The organism is Bartonella phoceensis (assembly GCF_902825145.1).
GTDB lineage: Bacteria > Pseudomonadota > Alphaproteobacteria > Rhizobiales > Rhizobiaceae > Bartonella > Bartonella phoceensis.
Window position 1 is genome coordinate 322,022 of record NZ_CADEAD010000001.1, and the last position, 16,938, is coordinate 338,959.

The 16,938-nt window shown below is 36.3% G+C and carries 15 protein-coding genes, 1 tRNA gene and 2 pseudogenes; 13 read left to right on the top strand and 5 right to left on the bottom strand.

Going from position 1 to position 16,938, the window contains the following annotated elements; translation table 11 throughout:
- Positions 1–129: 129 nt before the first annotated feature.
- From J7R07_RS01485 to J7R07_RS01495, 3 genes are all read left to right on the top strand, one after another.
- Positions 130–204, top strand: a tRNA-Gln gene (locus tag J7R07_RS01485).
- Between the two features lie 200 nt (positions 205–404).
- Positions 405–644, top strand: a complete 240-nt coding sequence (locus tag J7R07_RS01490; RefSeq protein ID WP_246464814.1) for a type II toxin-antitoxin system RelE/ParE family toxin — start codon at positions 405–407, stop codon at positions 642–644.
- Positions 645–703: 59 nt separating this feature from the next.
- Positions 704–1,003: a HigA family addiction module antitoxin gene (locus J7R07_RS01495; protein WP_208435164.1), complete on the top strand. Its 300-nt coding sequence runs from the start codon at positions 704–706 to the stop codon at positions 1,001–1,003.
- 6 nt (positions 1,004–1,009) lie between these two features.
- On the opposite strand, the pseudogene J7R07_RS01500 reads toward J7R07_RS01495, so the two are convergent.
- Positions 1,010–1,246 (bottom strand): annotated as a pseudogene (locus J7R07_RS01500) (hypothetical protein); the annotation flags it as partial.
- 613 nt (positions 1,247–1,859) lie between these two features.
- On the opposite strand from J7R07_RS01500, the gene J7R07_RS01505 reads away from it, so the two are divergent.
- Both J7R07_RS01505 and J7R07_RS01510 read left to right on the top strand, forming a co-directional pair.
- Positions 1,860–2,069, top strand: coding sequence for a hypothetical protein (locus J7R07_RS01505; RefSeq protein ID WP_208435165.1), 210 nt, complete (start codon positions 1,860–1,862; stop codon positions 2,067–2,069).
- Between the two features lie 35 nt (positions 2,070–2,104).
- A pseudogene (locus J7R07_RS01510) lies at positions 2,105–2,345 on the top strand (PBSX family phage terminase large subunit); the annotation flags it as partial.
- A 1,230-nt stretch (positions 2,346–3,575) separates the two neighbouring features.
- On the opposite strand, the gene J7R07_RS01515 reads toward J7R07_RS01510, so the two are convergent.
- The 4 genes from J7R07_RS01515 to J7R07_RS01530 form a co-directional block, all read right to left on the bottom strand.
- A complete protein-coding gene (locus J7R07_RS01515; RefSeq protein WP_208435166.1) occupies positions 3,576–4,361 on the bottom strand; it encodes a DUF1499 domain-containing protein in 786 nt (261 codons plus the stop codon).
- Between the two features lie 710 nt (positions 4,362–5,071).
- Positions 5,072–5,611, bottom strand: coding sequence for a DUF1254 domain-containing protein (locus tag J7R07_RS01520; protein WP_208435167.1), 540 nt, complete (start codon positions 5,609–5,611; stop codon positions 5,072–5,074).
- Entirely contained in the window at positions 5,604–6,200 is a 597-nt protein-coding gene (locus J7R07_RS01525) for a DUF1214 domain-containing protein (RefSeq protein ID WP_208435168.1), read from the bottom strand. Before J7R07_RS01525 ends, J7R07_RS01520 begins: the two co-directional genes overlap by 8 nt.
- 17 nt (positions 6,201–6,217) lie before the next feature.
- The gene (locus J7R07_RS01530; RefSeq protein ID WP_208435169.1) at positions 6,218–8,368 is read right to left on the bottom strand and encodes a transglycosylase domain-containing protein; all 2,151 of its coding nucleotides are present in this window, start codon (positions 8,366–8,368) and stop codon (positions 6,218–6,220) included.
- 328 nt (positions 8,369–8,696) lie between these two features.
- Here J7R07_RS01530 and J7R07_RS01535 point away from each other — a divergent pair, with 328 nt between their 5' ends.
- The 8 genes from J7R07_RS01535 (at position 8,697) to J7R07_RS01570 (ending at position 16,877) form a co-directional block, all read left to right on the top strand.
- The gene (locus J7R07_RS01535; protein WP_208435298.1) at positions 8,697–8,933 is read left to right on the top strand and encodes a hypothetical protein; all 237 of its coding nucleotides are present in this window, start codon (positions 8,697–8,699) and stop codon (positions 8,931–8,933) included.
- Positions 8,934–8,951: 18 nt separating this feature from the next.
- The gene (locus J7R07_RS01540; protein ID WP_208435170.1) at positions 8,952–9,620 is read left to right on the top strand and encodes a response regulator transcription factor; all 669 of its coding nucleotides are present in this window, start codon (positions 8,952–8,954) and stop codon (positions 9,618–9,620) included.
- Positions 9,617–11,032, top strand: a complete 1,416-nt coding sequence (locus tag J7R07_RS01545; protein WP_208435171.1) for an ATP-binding protein — start codon at positions 9,617–9,619, stop codon at positions 11,030–11,032. Before J7R07_RS01540 ends, J7R07_RS01545 begins: the two co-directional genes overlap by 4 nt.
- A gap of 302 nt (positions 11,033–11,334) precedes the next feature.
- Positions 11,335–12,069, top strand: coding sequence for a tetratricopeptide repeat protein (locus J7R07_RS01550; protein ID WP_208435172.1), 735 nt, complete (start codon positions 11,335–11,337; stop codon positions 12,067–12,069).
- Positions 12,070–12,255: 186 nt separating this feature from the next.
- Entirely contained in the window at positions 12,256–12,735 is a 480-nt protein-coding gene (gene ccmE / locus J7R07_RS01555; RefSeq protein WP_208435173.1) for a cytochrome c maturation protein CcmE, read from the top strand.
- 7 nt (positions 12,736–12,742) lie between these two features.
- Positions 12,743–14,722: a heme lyase CcmF/NrfE family subunit gene (locus J7R07_RS01560; RefSeq protein WP_208435299.1), complete on the top strand. Its 1,980-nt coding sequence runs from the start codon at positions 12,743–12,745 to the stop codon at positions 14,720–14,722.
- Between the two features lies 1 nt (position 14,723).
- Positions 14,724–15,149 (top strand): cytochrome c-type biogenesis protein, encoded by a 426-nt coding sequence (locus tag J7R07_RS01565; RefSeq protein WP_208435174.1) that lies wholly within the window; start codon positions 14,724–14,726, stop codon positions 15,147–15,149.
- A gap of 213 nt (positions 15,150–15,362) precedes the next feature.
- On the top strand, positions 15,363–16,877 hold the full coding sequence (locus tag J7R07_RS01570; RefSeq protein ID WP_208435175.1) for a Do family serine endopeptidase: 1,515 nt from the start codon (positions 15,363–15,365) through the stop codon (positions 16,875–16,877).
- The last annotated feature ends 61 nt before the right edge of the window (positions 16,878–16,938 follow it).

Below are 16,938 nucleotides of genomic sequence, written 5' to 3' on the forward strand. Positions count from 1 at the left end.
CATCAAGACAACACTAATAAAATTTCAAAACTTTATGATAAAAAAGTAAAAGCTTTTATTTTCAGATATTGCGCATAGTCGTGGGAATCGCTATAAGGTGCAAAAATAGCTGTGAGCGTGTTTTTCTTTTGGGGTATAGCCAAGCGGTAAGGCACCGGTTTTTGGTACCGGCACTCCCTGGTTCGAATCCAGGTACCCCAGCCAATATAATCAAATCAATAGGTTGTATAAAAGTTCGGGATTTTAATTCCGTTGATTTTGTTGAGTTATTTTTCTGTCTATCCCGAACCTTTTTGTAGATTATTCTCAATCATTTTATCCAAATATGTAATCAGATTTTCTAGTATCTTCCTGACTCTTATTTTTATTAATCGTATAGTACTAATATACGATAAGGGGCGCTAATGGCAATTGTGCGTTTCAAATGCAAGGACTTAAAATTATTTTATACAAAAGGTTCCACAAAAGCTATTTGGCCAGATTATGTAAAGAGATTATGCGTTATCTTAACGGCTTTAACAAGTGCTACGACGTCTGAAATGTTGAGAACACCTGCCTTTAAAAAGCGTCCTCTTAAAGGTACGCTTACAGGATACTGTTCTATATGGGTGAATGGAGCTTGGCGTGTTACTTTTCGCTTATAGGAGCAGATGTGGAGCTTGTTTATTATCAAGATTGCCATTGATGAAAGGAACTAAAACAAATGATGCATAACCCCGCACATCTGGGCAAAGTTCTAAAAGTAGCTTTCTTAGAAGAAATGGGGGTAACAGTACAAAAATTAACTGATCATCTCCATATGACAAGAGCTTCTCTATCAAGAGTGATTAACGGTCATGCTTCTATGAGTACCCAACTTGCAGTGAAATTAGAACTAGCTGGTTTTAGTAAAGCAAAATTTTGGTTGGATATGCAAACGAATTATAATTTATGGCAAACAATGCAACAGACACAACCACCTATTTCTCCTCTGGTTTCTAATGCACCTCAAACGTCGCTTTGATTTCGTTTATAATTTTGATGGGGCTTTGGTTTGTTTTTTAGCTGTCGCACATTGCTCTAACCTTTTTGAAGTTTTTTTTATGGCTTCTCTTGCGAGGCGTTTTCTATCGACTGTTTTGGTATGAAGGGATACTATTTTATCTTCTGTCCAGCCAAAAAGCGCTTTCATTTGCAAAACTGTAGCACCAGCATAGCAGCGTGTGGCTGCTAATTTTCGCAATCCGTATGCCGATTTTTTTAATCCCTGTTGCATTATATGTTCTCAGCGTATCCCGTTCTGATCCATATGGATCAGATTCCGCCGTACCAGTTAAAAAAGCCTGAATCCTATGATAATGTACCAATTGAACAGCTTTTCTAGTTTGGTTATTAACTTGGGGAGCTTGTATCTGAGTAGTACTCTCCGCGCAACTGAAAAGAAACATTTCAATAATGTTTATTTCTAATAAAACTGCTTTTTTGAAAAATAACATTAATTCCCCCCCCTCCTTTTTATTAATCGTCAGTCATGTAATTGATTCGTTTGGTAGATACAATGATATCTCATTTGTTGTTAAAGACACTAAATTTAGGTGTGTAAAATAAAAAATACACAATATCGTGATTTTTTTATTGTCAGGATGGGGCAATAGTATTTTATAGCGTTGCTGTACCTGTCGGGTTGCGTCTAAAATTACGGAAAAGGTATAACCTCTCTTATAAGTTTATCTGATTGTTCAGAGCTCTGCTTTTGCGGTTTTTTTTATTGTCTTATTTACAATTTATTGTTTTATTTACAAAAAGAAACACATATTAAAATCACCGAAAAACTTGCAAAAAGAACGCCCTCAAAAGCGGGTCAAGGGTGAGTAAAAGGTGTGCCAAATAAAACAACACGTCTTTTGAAAGAGGCCGCTCTTACCGCTTGCTTTACTTGTAAATATCGGTATAAGCTTTGGTACAATCTTAATCTGTCTCGTTGTCATGAACCAAAGGTGCTATTGCCACGCGCCCTATCATTTAAATCGCACCACCATCCTCCCCTGTCACTTGCAAAGGCAACACATTACCAAGCAATGGCTAAATAAGCCGTGGAGTATTTGAGTGCTTATTTTTCTAGATAAGAGACCGTGTACACAATGTGAGTTTTGAAAGCGCTTTAAATGATGAGAGTTTTGAAATGCAAGTAATCCCCTAATCAAGGGGTGGTAGCTGTCAAGATGCGGATAGAGGCAGTGCGATGTATTCTCCTCTCTGTTTGGTTTAATGAAGAGACGACCCTAGCGGGTCGTAGGGCACTAAATTGGTATCATGAGAAATGGGATGAGAAACGCAATATTGGTTTAGGGGCCGAGCATGATTGATCCAGTCATGGTGCGGATGCTTTTGGTTTGATATGCATTGTTTATAAAGCTTTTCTGCGCACTGAAAAGGTGAGATGCAGTTTATAACCTCCTGATAACAAAGAGGATCGTCCAGTACATGTGTGCAAAACAATAGTGATAAGATTAAGTTTAATAACGATATAAATGTATCTTTTATGATTTTATTATTTTTTTAAATATAATTTTGCACTTTATCTGAAGTACATCATAATAAATTTAAATATATAAAATTTGCAGTTCAAGTTTATATATTAATACAAATTAGCTTTTCTTTACTATGAAGGTTATAACATAAGTAGTTATCTCTATAAAAAGAACATGAAGAGTCTTGTAGAGGGATGATTAAATGGTGCAGTTGGAGGCTTTCTCGATGGAGTAATGGCAGCCAGAATAGAAGGAGCTAGTTGAGCCGTTGCAGGTAATTACCATCAATGTCATCGATAAAGTGAAGGAATGCTGTTTCTAATTTATTGGAAATAGCTAGAAAGATATTTCTGAGATCGGTAATATTGTGAACATAATTTAAAAGCTATGGCACAACTGATTTTAGAGATATCTATGATAATATAGATCTTATTTTGATTTTTTTGTTATGAATGTTATCTATAAAGTTATAAATTTATTTCTTCTGATAATTATAGGCATTTTTGTATGTACTTTGTTATTTAGATTTAACCATTATAATTGGCAATAAGCTGTAGAAAAGCGCTATACATAGAAATTATGGTATTTATAATAATACATGATTTTTATTATATCATCTAATATATTATTTATAAAATTAAATAATTATTATATATTTAAATAAACTATAAAAACATCATTAATGATAATAAGTATTATTATTTATTATATAAATTTATAATATATGTATTTTAATGTCTTAATGAATTTATTTCCTTATTACAAAATATACGCCTATAAGGGATATCCTTTAGCTTATTGTATCAATCCCATTCTCTAATTTTATACTAAGATCTTTCATGGTATAAAACAATTTACGATGGTATATGAATTGAGAGTTCTAATTCAAATATCTTAATTTATGCATTGGAAAGTTTCTATAAATGGGGGAATATTGTCAAGAGATGGCCAATGTGCTTATGGGAGTTGGCAGATGATAAGTTATTTGTTCGTTTCCGCACAGTGAAAACTTTATTTTATAGATAAACAACGTTACAAAAAAGAGCATACAATAGTTTTAAATTTTTACTCATCATCTTGAGGAAGAGGGAGTGAAGCGATTTCTGTATCAAGTGCATCCATAAAATTGATAATAAATGCAGCATTAGACCCAAAATCTCTCGGCAGATAACGCGAAGCAGAGCGCATATCAACAAAAGTTGTATCACCCTCATCGGTCAAACGTATTACAATGTCCGAAATAAAACCAAGGTAAAAAGTTTTTGCTATCGTTTCGATATAAATCTCATTTTTTTCACCTTTAAACTTCCGTTGAGCCACAACAGGCCAATCGTAAGTTGCCAAAACATTGAGAACTGAATTGTGAATACGATCAGATGAGCCATCATAGCGGCGTCCTGACATTTCTGGCCATTTCGACATTTGTAATGCTGCTTGTTCAACCAAAACATTCTTAAGCAGTAAAGCATCACGGGGACGTGCTGCGCGAAAAAAAGCTGGTGGGTTTTGTGTATCAGTAGAAACATCATAAAGAGCTGGAAAAGCAAACCAAAATACAAAAAATAACACTAATGGTGTAGCAGTGATCAATGAATAAATGATCCCTTTTAAAGCTTTCATGCCTCCTAGAGCACCATACATCCATAAACTATAAAGTGCTTTGAATGCAAGAAAAAGAGCAATAGCAACACAGCAGGCAGAAATGATAATGAGAATGATGAAATCAATGACATTAATTACAGAAAAGCGCTGTAACAGGATTGAAAATAACAAAATAAAGAATGCTAACCCGCCAAAACGAGGAGACCACACCGCTGCCCTTGAGATTAACCGAATATATTTTTTTTGCATGAAGTGTTCTTTTCCTCAACTGTAAACCCTAAGCAAAATTTTTTTCAGATTTTGTATCTTAAAAAGCTTCTGGTCATACAACAAAAGTAAAGCACTGGTTTTTGAGATCAAGGGTATATTATATTCGTCAAATTTCCAGTAATTATTTTAGTGCCTTCATTGAAGGTAATAACCATTCTTTTTGTAGTTTATCATAATATCTGGCCAGTTTTATAAGAATAATTTGTAAGCACATAGAAATAAATTCAGAGAGAAAGCTGTCATATTTGAACTTTAAGTAAGTACTAACAAATTATCTGATGATGATTGAATGAAAGTTCTTAATTACTTAAAAATTAATATTGAAAATTTAGATAACATATAAAGAAGTAAATAATGAATGATCACTATGAAACAACAGATATCTTACCTTATGAAACTAAAAGATGAGCTTATCTGCAACAAAGATCGTATTCTTTTTCATATTTATAATCAATAGATCGTTTTTCATGTACTTGTTTGGCAAGATTTATATTTTAAGAAGCAGTTGTTGTAGCGATCATGATGAATGATTTTTTTACTGCAACAAAAAATTCAGTTTTTTAAAGTTGCAATAAGAATTGCATTTTCATTCTGATATTCAGTTGATGAAGGTTGAAAATAACCATTTTGATATACTTTTATTCACGCTTATAGAAAGAAGCATTTGTGCAGTAAAGATTACTGTACTTTTATTCATTCAATATGCGACAGGTTGCAGATGAAAAGAAGGCTTCGCTTTCTTTCTTTGCAAGGAAGGAGGGGGCGAAGATACGTAAGAGTGCAAAACCTTTATTCAAATTTTTAGCAACCAAAACTGAATTGACATTGTTTTTAGGCTTTGCTTGTTTGAGCTCTATAATTTGTATTGGTTTTCCAATGATAAGATCGAGTGTAGCATCAGGGGCCGTTCGATCATTAAGACTGTAGAAAATAATTCCGTCGTGTGTGTAGGCTGCGAGTGACCAAAATTGTGTTGTCTTCAAAGCCTTTAAATGAACAGGGCCATTTTCAAGATCAAATCTGCAGACTTTAAGAAGGAAGAGCGGATCGGTAGTCTGCTGAATAGGATTATTTGCATCCAGGTCAACAAATTGATAAGGGGCTCCTGATTTTTTAAGCTCTGTCCATATATTATTTTGTACCCAATAGGGTATGAGAAAGAGAACGCAAATATGCACAATAGTAGCGCCAATAATTGCAAGAAGCGCGGCGTGAATGAACCTAATCACAGTTTATTTGTCCTGATGGAATCTGTTCTACCGATGGCATCGTAAGCTTTTGCAATGCCGTTGCAGAGATGATTGAGGTATCGTATAAGGTGAGAATAAGCCCAAATTCTTTTTGGCTAACTGTTGCAAGCCAATTGCCGATTTGCGGTTGTGTTGAGATGTTGATGCGTAACGAGCCATCACTTTCATAGGTAATGTTGTCGGTATAGAGTTCGAAAGGTATTTCTTTAGATGCAGTGTACGGTTTGAGTGATCTGTCAGCTGTATAAACGGTAAAAAGACGTGCTTCAGGGATGTGGCCTTTAAGTAAGTAATGGCAATGGGGGCGTAGTGGACGTCCGTGGGTATCTTTCCAAATTTGGAAAACAAGACCTTCTGTGCGTCCAATTGAAATATCACCTCGTTTAGCAGTGCGTGCGCGAGTGTAGGGATCAGTGTTGGACGTTCCCACTTGAGGGTAAGCACTCCATTTGCCAATTGTAAAACGTCCAAAATTATTAAAGGAATTGAGTACATAATCAACACTCAATGTTCCGCATAAAATGGAAAAAGCAAAAATGAAAAAGGGCATTATAATTTTGACAAACATGATAAGATATCTCGAATTCAAGGTTTTGAGGTTCCGATAGGTTCCCTTTTCAAAGAGAGTGCAGATGTTTTTTTTAGATTGTTATTAATCAAACTTACAATATTCAATGTTTTAGGTGAGAGCCTGTAGGGTATTGGGGGTGCAAATTCAGAATCATTATGGGAAGGGAGTGTTGGTGGTTGATAAGGAAGGAGAGAGTCTTTAACACCATAGAGTTGTTTGAGCATGATGTTCTGATGTGCAACAAACATGATGTGATGCCATATCATGGCAGGAACACCACCGCCAAAAGCGCGATTCATTGGTGAAAAATTATCATTACCCATCCATACAGCTCCCGTATAATTACCGGTAAAGCCAACAAACCACGCATCGCGATAGGATTGTGATGTTCCAGTTTTTCCGGCAACAAGAGTCATGGGGAGGGCGGCGCGTTTACCGGATCCTCGTGTTGTAACACCAACCATCATTTGGTTCATATAAGCTGCTGATTGGCTACTGAGGACTCGATGAAGTTTATTTCCGTTATGCTCAAAGTCCCATATCACATGCCCATCTATTGTCCTAATTTGCGTGAAAACATGGCGATTTCCAGCCATTCCTCCATTAGCAAAGACATTAAAACCGGTTGCTTGATCCATGGGTGTCATATTGGATGTACCCAGAATCATAGTTTTATGTGATAAAATATGTGCATCAATCCCCATATTTTTGATAAGATCTATGATAGGTTTTGTATCACGGTTAAGATATTGGTAGGTCAGATAGACAGGAACTGTGTTGATGGAAAAAGCTAGAGCCGTTGCTAAATCAATTTTACCAAGATAACGACCAGAGTTATTTTTTGGTGACCAGCCTCCCCAATTGATGGGAGCATCTAAGACGATTGTTGAAGGGGATAACCCATGTTCCATTGCGAGTGCATAAACATAAGGTTTGAACGAAGAACCAGGTTGTCTCCCACCTTGTGTTGCTCTGTTAAATTGGCTTTTTTTATAATCTACACCTCCAACAATTGCACAGACAGCGCCGTTATTGTCGAGTATAACGGCAGCAGCTTGTGTGACGTGATATTGTTGACCATATTGCTGTAAATGATACGCTATTGATTCCTCTGCTGCTTTTTGAATATTCGGATCGAGAGTAGTTTGAATAATTAAATTATGGCTTGGAAGTTGGTCAGCCATTTTTTTTACTTCGTCAAATGCCCAATCAAGAAAATAATCAGGTTGCGTAGTTTTTATTTTTGGCAGTGCTCTGGCAGGATGACGATGAGCGTTGATAATTTGGCTCTCAGTCATAAAACCACTATTAACAAGATTAGCAAGGACCACATTGGCACGTGTTTGTGCGGAATAGAGGTGACTATGAGGAGCATATTTGCTTGGGGCTTTGAAAAGTCCTGCTAACATAGCAGATTCGCTGAGGGATATATAACGTATGTTTTTTCCAAAATAAAATTTTGCAGCTGCTGCAATACCAAAATTATTTCCTCCCATATATGCACGGTCAAGATAAAGTTGTAAAATCTGTTTTTTGCTGAAATTTGCTTCTAGCCAAAGAGCAAGATAGGCTTCTTTAATTTTGCGTGTTATAGTTCTCTCATTTGTTAAAAACAAGTTTTTTGCTAGTTGCTGGGTAAGAGTTGAACCACCTTGAACAATGCCCTTAGCTTGCATATTTTGCGAGATTGCTCGTGTAAGCCCTTGTAAATCAATCCCCCAGTGATTGAAAAAATGTCGATCTTCTGTTGCAAGAACCGCTTTAATAACATAATCGGGCATTTCTTCAACAGGAACAAACACTGTTGGTAATGCACCGCGGTGACCGATGGGATTTCCATAGCGATCTAGAAAAAGAATAGAAAATTTTTTAGGTAAAGACCAATTTTCTTTTGTTAATTGGAAAACAGAAATACCAACGATGGTGAAAAGAGCAAAGCCAATCAATCCTAATGTCAGCGTTTCATCGAGAATTTCTACTATAAAACGTTTCCATCCTCGGATACGAAAAGATTGTGAGATGATTTTTGCTCTATTCCAGAAGAAACTGTGGGCAGATCGTATGCGATAAAGCACTGTATCGAATAGTGCATCTAATTCAATAAGTGTAGGGCTGAGAAAGAGTTTATGATGTTGTCCTTTCTTTTTTTTAAAAAAATTAAACATTTAAAGAGAGCCCATTGCAAAGTAACGCAACCAAACAAATCTATAGTAATTATATGGAGCGAAAGTAATTTTTTGCTATAGTGCTAACAGAGAAAGCGTTTATTGTTTATATAGTGATATTTTATTTATCATAAATTATTTATACAGTTTTTATATTTATTTAGAATCATCTTTTTTCATTATTTTATAATTTTTAAAAAGATTTTAGTTTGAAATTTTTAGCGCCATTATCTTGTTACACAGAGGGTAAATTATTATTCTGATGTAGTTTTTGAATAAAGAAACATTGTTCATCCTCTATTCATCTAAAATGAATTATGAAATATCTATGATGAAAAAATTTTTCTTATTCATAATAATAGTAGTTTTTTTAGGGGCGGATTCTGTTCTAGCTGCTGGTTGTGCTGAAGTAGGTAGAAAAGTTGCTGCCCAAGAGAATGGAGTTTTGGTTCGTTCAAAACCGGTTGTTCAGGATGGAAAGGATATGTGTATGATTGTGGTTGTTGTACCGGCCCGTGAGGGTGAAAAGCTGCGCCGTGTTGAAATTTTTGTTCCCGCCGATTAGCGTTTGTCAGATGTTGTGATGCGTATTTTAATTGTCGAAGATGATCGAAATCTCAACCATCAATTAGCAGAAGCTGTGAAAAGTGCGGGTTACATTTCAGATAGTGCTTTCGATGGTGAAGAGGCTTATTTTTTAGGGAGCACAGAGTCTTATGATGCTGTGATACTTGATATTGGTTTACCACATATAGACGGAATTCGTGTTGTGGAAAAATGGCGTGCAGAAGGGTACAGCATGCCTGTTTTGATGCTAACAGCGCGGGATCGTTGGTCTGATAAAGTGCGGGGGATTGATGCAGGTGCGGACGATTATGTTGTTAAGCCATTCCATTTGGAAGAAGTAATGGCGCGGTTGCGGGCGTTAATTCGTCGAGCTACTGGTCATGCGACAAGCACGTTATGCTGTGGTAGTGTTATGTTAGATACTAAAACTTCTCGTGTTTTTGTTGATGGCCAGTTGATTAAATTAACATCCTATGAATTCAGGCTTCTTTCATATCTCATGCATCATTGTGATAGAGTGGTTTCAAGGACAGAGCTTATCGAACACCTTTATGATCAGGATTTTGATAAGGATTCAAATACGATTGAGGTTTTTGTAGGTCGCTTACGCAGAAAGCTTGGAGTGGATTTAATTGAAACTATCCGAGGGATGGGCTATCGCGTGAGAACACCAGGTGATCAATGAATGTTTTAAAAAAGAATAACCGGCTTAAAAGGCTATTTTTTTTCGTTAGTAGATCTCTTAGTTTACGCGTTATGATCTTATCAACATTATGGGTTGTTATTTCGCTTTCATCGATTTCTACAGTCAGTATTTTATTTTACAGACGCTCAAGTGAACAAAATTTAGAGCGTATTCTTTTTGCTCAGCTTTATAGTCTCATCGCCACGGTAACGGTGTCACCAGAGGGGAATTTAAGAGGGAGTGTTGGAATTGATGATATTCATTATTCAGATCCTACAATGGGGTGGTATTGGGAAGTTGTTGCAATATCAGATAATCTAAAAGGAAGATTAACTTCTCCGTCATTGGGAACAGGGGAAATATTTTCACCAAGTGAGGCCGATATACCTTTTGACAACAAATTCTTTCGTTCGTATCGAATCAAGGGAGGTGATGGACAAAATCTACAGGTCATTGAGAGCGATGTTGTTCTTGATAATCAAAATCGTGTTGCACGTTTTCGCCTCATTGGGAATATCGATGAAGCACATGCGCAAGTACAGGAATTTCAGAGGATTTTACAAATTTTTCTTTGGAGTTTTGGTATAGGGAGTGTTCTTATTAACATTGCCCTTATTTTCTTTAGTTTTCAGCCGTTAAAGCTTATTCGACGTGCATTGAATGATATCCGCAAAGGCAGGGTTCACTATGTCAATACAGATTTAGTAAGCGAAGTCATGCCGCTAGCGCAAGAAATGAATGCTCTCATCAACAGCAATCAACGTATTATTGAACGGTTTCGCACACAGGTTGGTAATCTTGCACATTCATTGAAGACTCCCCTATCAGTGATTATAAATGAGGTTGATAAGATGGATGGAGAACAGGTTCTTTTACTGAGAGAGCAAACGCAAATAATGCAAGCCCAAATTAATCATTATCTTCAGCGTGCACGGATTGCCGCACAATGCGATAGTATCATTTATCATACATCCGTTCGCAGAGTAGTTGATCGTTTAATACGAGTTATGGAAAAGCTTAATCCTGAAAAAGCTTTTCAACTTGTTATGGAGGACAATGATATAATTTTTTCTGGTGAAAGGGAAGATTTAGAGGAAATTTTAGGGAATTTGATTGAAAATGCTGCTCAGTGGTCTCGCACAAAAGTTCTGATTTCTTGTCGTGTAGAAGAAAATATCGAAAAAGCAGAATCTTTTAATATTTTCATAGAAGATGATGGCTCTGGTTTAACAGAAGACAAAATTGATGAAGCTTTAAAAAGGGGACGTCGATTTGATGAAAGTAAGCCAGGGACGGGATTAGGGTTATCGATTGTTTCAGATCTAGTTAATGAATATGGTGGAAATCTTTTTTTGTCACGTTCTGCTTTGGGTGGGTTATGTGTAAAAGTTGTATTACCAAAGCGGGGATAAACATATTTACTTTTTAATCAGAAAATATATGTTGAAATTTGTAAGCATGCAGTAGTCTTTTTACAAAGATTAAAGAGAGCAGAGTATTATTTTAGAATTTTAAGTGATAATATCTGTTCATGATGAAAATAGAAAAATAAAATTTTGTTGTCCTTGATGCATATGAGAAAAATAAATGATAAATTTTATGATACTATCCATAAGAAAATGGAAATCTCTCGTTTTACATCAGTGTTTTCATGCATAAGGGAAGAGTATAAATTGTCTACATTTTTTGATTTTCGGATTGGTATCAAAGTGATATGCTGTTACTAGTTTTGGCCGCATTTTTTCTCATTTTTCTAGCATGTATTCTTTTTCTTTCGCTCCATAATTATGGAACAAAAGAAAAGCGGAGAGCTGGTACCATTAAGAGTTATAGAAATTATGTGTATTCGATTGGTTTTGATAAGACTTATACCCATTATAAAAATAATCATATTCTTAAAGCTTTAAGTATTTTGTTTGTTCTTCTTGTGACGTGGAGCATTTACGGTATTATAGGTAATCCAGAAGCTAAAAGTTATTATTTTAGCACCTTAATGGACAAAGATCCAAAAACGCTTAGTAAGCAGGAACAGCTTGTTCGTCTACAAGCCCTTTTTTTTCGCACACCCTATGATGGCAAGTTAGCAGATGTGTTAGCACTAGGGTACCTCGAGGGAGGTCAATTTCAGGATGCAGTAAACACTTATTTAGATGCACTGCGCTTGAATGGAGAAACGGCTCCAAGACTTGTGGGATATGGGTTGGCGTTGGTTGGTTATGGGGGTGGAATAATGACGCAAGAAGCACAAAATGTGTTTCATAAAGCAGCGGATTTAGCACCAAAAGATTTTTATCCTCGTTTATTAATCGCTGAAGCGCTTTATCAGGCGGGGAAGTCTGTGCAGGCAGTACAGTTTTTACAAGATTTTCTTAATGCAATGCCTGAAAATTTTACAGGACGATCACGTGTTGAAGCCATGATCATGCGGTTACGTGATGTATCTGATTAAAATACTGAGAAAAGTAATTTTAGCCAGTTTAGGTTATTAAGCAGGAGAGGGTATTTAAGAGTGTTGAGATTGGATAAAAAGTCGCGTCCATATGCAAGATATGTCAAGCTTCTTTGCGAGATAAGGCATGTGAATAGTAAATGTTTTTATATACTGCATTTATAAAAGAATTTTCGCAGACAATCTATGAAGAGCTACTCATTCCATAACTCTTCTTCATTGAGGAGTGTTTTAAAGCAGCGAAAAAAAAAGCGATTGCTGCTAGTCTTATTATATTGTTTGATTATAGCAATTGCAGCGAGTCTTATTATGTATGCAATGCATAATACAGTAAGTTTTTTTCGAATGCCATCTGAAATTACAAGAGAAGATATTATAACGGGACGTCCTTTACGTTTAGGCGGTTTTGTTGAAAAGGGAACGGTTGAGTATGTTGGAGAGAAGGGCGTTGTTTTTTTTGTAACAGACAACATAAAACGTGAAAAAGTAACTTTCAATGGTATCTTACCTGATCTTTTTCGTGAAGGTCAGGGGATTATCGTGGAAGGATATTTCGATAAACAGTATTTTTTTATAGGGACGCGTATTTTAGCAAAACATGATGAGACTTATATGTCTAAAGAAACAGCTGATCGTTTAAACAAACATCACAATGTGGAGAAATAATTCGGTTGTGCTTGTCGAACTAGGTCATATTTTTTTATCTGCAGCCTTTGCAGTAAGTTTACTAGCAGCTTTTTTACCTGCTTTGGGGTTTTTGTGGAGGGAGCGTTCGGTAATGCAAACAGCTATTCCCCTAACATATATTACCTTTACATTATTGTTCTTATCTTTTTTGATTATTGTCTACGCCTATGTCGTATCTGACTTTTCTGTTTTGAATGTTGTTGAGAACTCTCATTCGGAAAAACCGATGTTGTATAAAATCACTGGTGTTTGGGGAAATCACGAAGGATCCATGTTATTATGGGTTTTGAGTCTCGCTTTCTTTAGCACATTGATGGCATTGTTTAGCCAACATGTGCCAGAACAGTTTAAGGTACTCATTTTAATATGCCAAAGTTGGATCACAAGCGCTTTTCTTTTATTCATTCTTTTTATGTCTAACCCCTTTTTACGTGTTAATCCACCAGCATTACAGGGAAAAGATCTCAATCCTCTTTTACAGGATATTGCTTTAGCAATTCATCCACCACTTCTTTATTTAGGTTATGTTGGTTTTTCCCTTTGTTTTTCTTTTGCAATAGCAGCATTAATTATAGGACATGTTGATGGGCTTTGGGCGCGGTGGGTTCGTCCTTGGCTTTTACTTTCTTGGTGTTTTTTGACATTAGGTATTATGGTTGGGTCTTATTGGGCTTATTATGAGCTAGGATGGGGTGGTTATTGGTTTTGGGATCCAGTTGAAAATGTTTCGTTTATGCCCTGGCTTTCAGGAACGGCTTTTTTGCATTCTGCTCTTGTGCTTGAAAAGAGAGAGACATTAAAAAGTTGGACTTTATTTTTAGCCCTTCTTACTTTTTCCCTTTCTCTTATGGGAACTTTTCTTGTTCGTTCTGGTTTTTTAATATCTGTTCATAGTTTTGCTGTTGATCCAACACGGGGGCAGGCAATTCTTGCACTTTTATTCTTCTTTACAGGGGGGGCTTTTTTTCTTTTTGCTTTGCGCGTACCTCTTTTGAAAACAGGAAGATTATTTCAGCCAATTTCACGTGAAGGTTTTATTGTTTTAAGTAATTTATTACTCATAACGATAACGGCAACGGTATTAATTGGTACGCTCTACCCTTATTTTATTGAGGCATTTACCGGACAAAAAATTTCTGTAGGTGCCACCTTTTTTAACATTACCTGTGGACCTTTAATGATGTTATTATTGTTATTGACTCCATTTGGGTCAATGATGGCATGGAAACGCGGTGATTTTCTCGCAATTTTTGAACGGCTATGGTTTGTTTTTGCATTAGTTTGTGCGATCTGTTTTATAACATTTTATGCTACATCTTTGCGTGATATTTTTGCTGTTTTAGGAATTGGACTTTCAGCTTTTGTTTTTTTAAGCAGTGTAGCTGTTCTTTGGGAGAAGAGTGGACATCGCAAGACAGCTTTTAAGGTGCGGGTTAAGAGGTTTATTGGATTACCATGGTCTGTTTTTGGTGCTGTAATGGCGCATATGGGGTTAGGCGTTACATTATTTGGTATTACTTGTGTTGCAACTTTTACACAAGAGCGTATTCTAACCATGCATATAGGGGATATGGTAACGATAGCAGGTAAAACGCTTTATTTTGATGAAGTGCACGATAAGTCTGGTCAGAATTATTCTGCAATGGAGTTCCATTTTACAATACATGAAAATAAAAGTGCTATGCGCAAAGTAACAGCGTCAAAGCGGTTCTATTCAAGCCAAAATACCTCAACAACGGAAGTTGGTATTCAAAATCATGGCTTATCACAGTTATATATTGTGCCAGGACGTATAGATGATCGGGGACTTGTTGTGCATATATGGTGGAGACCTTACGTAATGTGTGTTTGGTTGGGAGTGTTCATGATGGCTATAGGAGGAGGCCTTTCTCTTCTAGGTTATTGGTTCCGCATCGGGGGACGCAAAAGGAAGTTTCTTGCTTTAACTTTTTTGAAAAGGCATTGAGATGAAAAATATATTGCTTTGGACTTTATTTTTTTTAATCATAATTTTTCCTTTGCAGTTAGTCATAGCAGTGGAGCCGGATGAAATTTTAAAGGATACAGTTCTTGAATCACGCGCACGAGATATTTCATCACGTTTGCGTTGTCCCGTTTGCCAACATCAATCAATTGATGATTCAGATACTCCCCTAGCACGTGATTTACGGCTTTTAATTCGAGAACGATTAAAAATGGGCTATACTGATCAACAAGTTATTAATTTTCTTGTTGAGCGATATGGTGAATTTATTCTCCTAAAGCCGACATTTAATAGAACAACTTGGTTTTTATGGCTGTCACCTTTGATCATTCTTATCATTGGTGTAAGCACCATATTTTTTCAGATAAGGCGACGAAAATTCAAAAATAATGATTTTGAATGTAGATGAAGAAAAACAGTCAAAAATACTATTATACTACAAGGAGATGCTATGTGAAGAAAAATTGAGTTTTTAATTTGTCATTCAACTTTGTTAATAATGATATGTTGTTATGTACTTAAACCTTACGAAACTTTAACAATTTAGACAGAAAACAGTAAGGTCTACTGTTTTATAAGTGATCGCATTCTGAAAAATATTGTTTATAGGAGCATATGCCAAATGGTTAAAAAAACTTTCTTTAAAACATTAGCCGCAGTGAGTTTTTCTGCTGCGTTGGAAAGTGCACTGTTTTTTAGTGGATGTGGATCAAGTTTATGGACAACAACGGCTCATGCAAATTCTGTCTTGACTTCATTAGTACAACAACAAGGGTTTGCAGATATTGTTTCTCAAGTAAAACCTGCAGTTGTTGCAGTGCAAGTGAAGAGTAATAAAAAGAGAGAAGAGGGATTTTTTAGCAATTTTTTTAATGGTCCAGGTATTGATCAGTTGCCAGATCAGCATCCTTTGAAAAGGTTTTTTAAAGAGTTTTATGATTTAAATAAGCCTAAAAACAAATTTTCATCGCGTTCACAGAGACTTCGTCCTATAGCTTTTGGATCAGGTTTTTTTATCTCGTCTGATGGTTATATTGTGACCAATAATCACGTGATTTCTGATGGCACAAGTTATTCTGTTATTCTTGATGATGGTACAGAATTAGATGCAAAGCTCATTGGGAAAGATCCGCGAACTGATCTTGCAGTCTTGAAAGTAAATGACAAAAGAAAATTCCCTTATGTTGATTTTGGCGATGATTCAAAGCTTCGCGTTGGTGATTGGGTTGTTGCAATTGGAAATCCATTTGGCCTTGGTGGAACTGTGACAGCAGGTATTGTTTCGGCACGAGGACGTGATATTGGCACTGGTGTTTATGATGATTTTATTCAGATTGATGCAGCTGTTAATAGAGGAAACTCTGGTGGTCCAACTTTTGATCTTGATGGGAAGGTTGTTGGAGTTAATACAGCAATTTTTTCTCCTTCCGGAGGAAATGTTGGAATCGCTTTTGCTATTCCGGCAGTGACAGCAAAACAGGTTGTGCAACAACTTATTGAAAAAGGTTCAGTTCAGCGTGGTTGGCTTGGAGTTATGATTCAGCCTGTGACAAAGGAGATTTCTGATTCGATGGGTCTAAAAGAAGCCAAAGGTGCTTTGGTGACTGATCCACTGAAAGGGCCGGCAGCAAAGGCGGGTATCAAGGCAGGTGATGTCATTATTTCAGTGAATGATGAAAAAATTAATGATTCTCGTGAACTGGCAAAGCGTATTGCAAATGTGAGACCGGGGGAAACTGTGACTTTGAGGATTTGGAGATCTGGTAAGGAGGATAATATCAAGGTTAAACTTGCTTCAATGCCTGAAGACGAAGGTAAGAATGAGAAGAGTTCAAAATATTCAAATGAACATAGTGACTCAGATGAAACATTGGAAGATTATGGTTTGATTATTGCTCCTTCTGAGGATGGTGTAGGGTTGGTTGTAACTGATGTGGATGCGGATTCAGACGCTGCGGATAAGGGAATACGCCCCGGTGATGTGATTGTGACAGTTAATAATAAATCTGCTAAAAAGATCTCTGATATTACCGATGCAATCAAGAATGCTCAAAAGCTAGGGCGATCAGCCATACTTCTACAAGTGCGAACAAATGATCAAAATCGTTTTGTTGCTCTTCCAATTTTCAAAAAATAACCCTTTGTTTGTAGTAGGGCGGAAATCTTATAGATTTTTGTCCTACAGCGCAATTTGATAA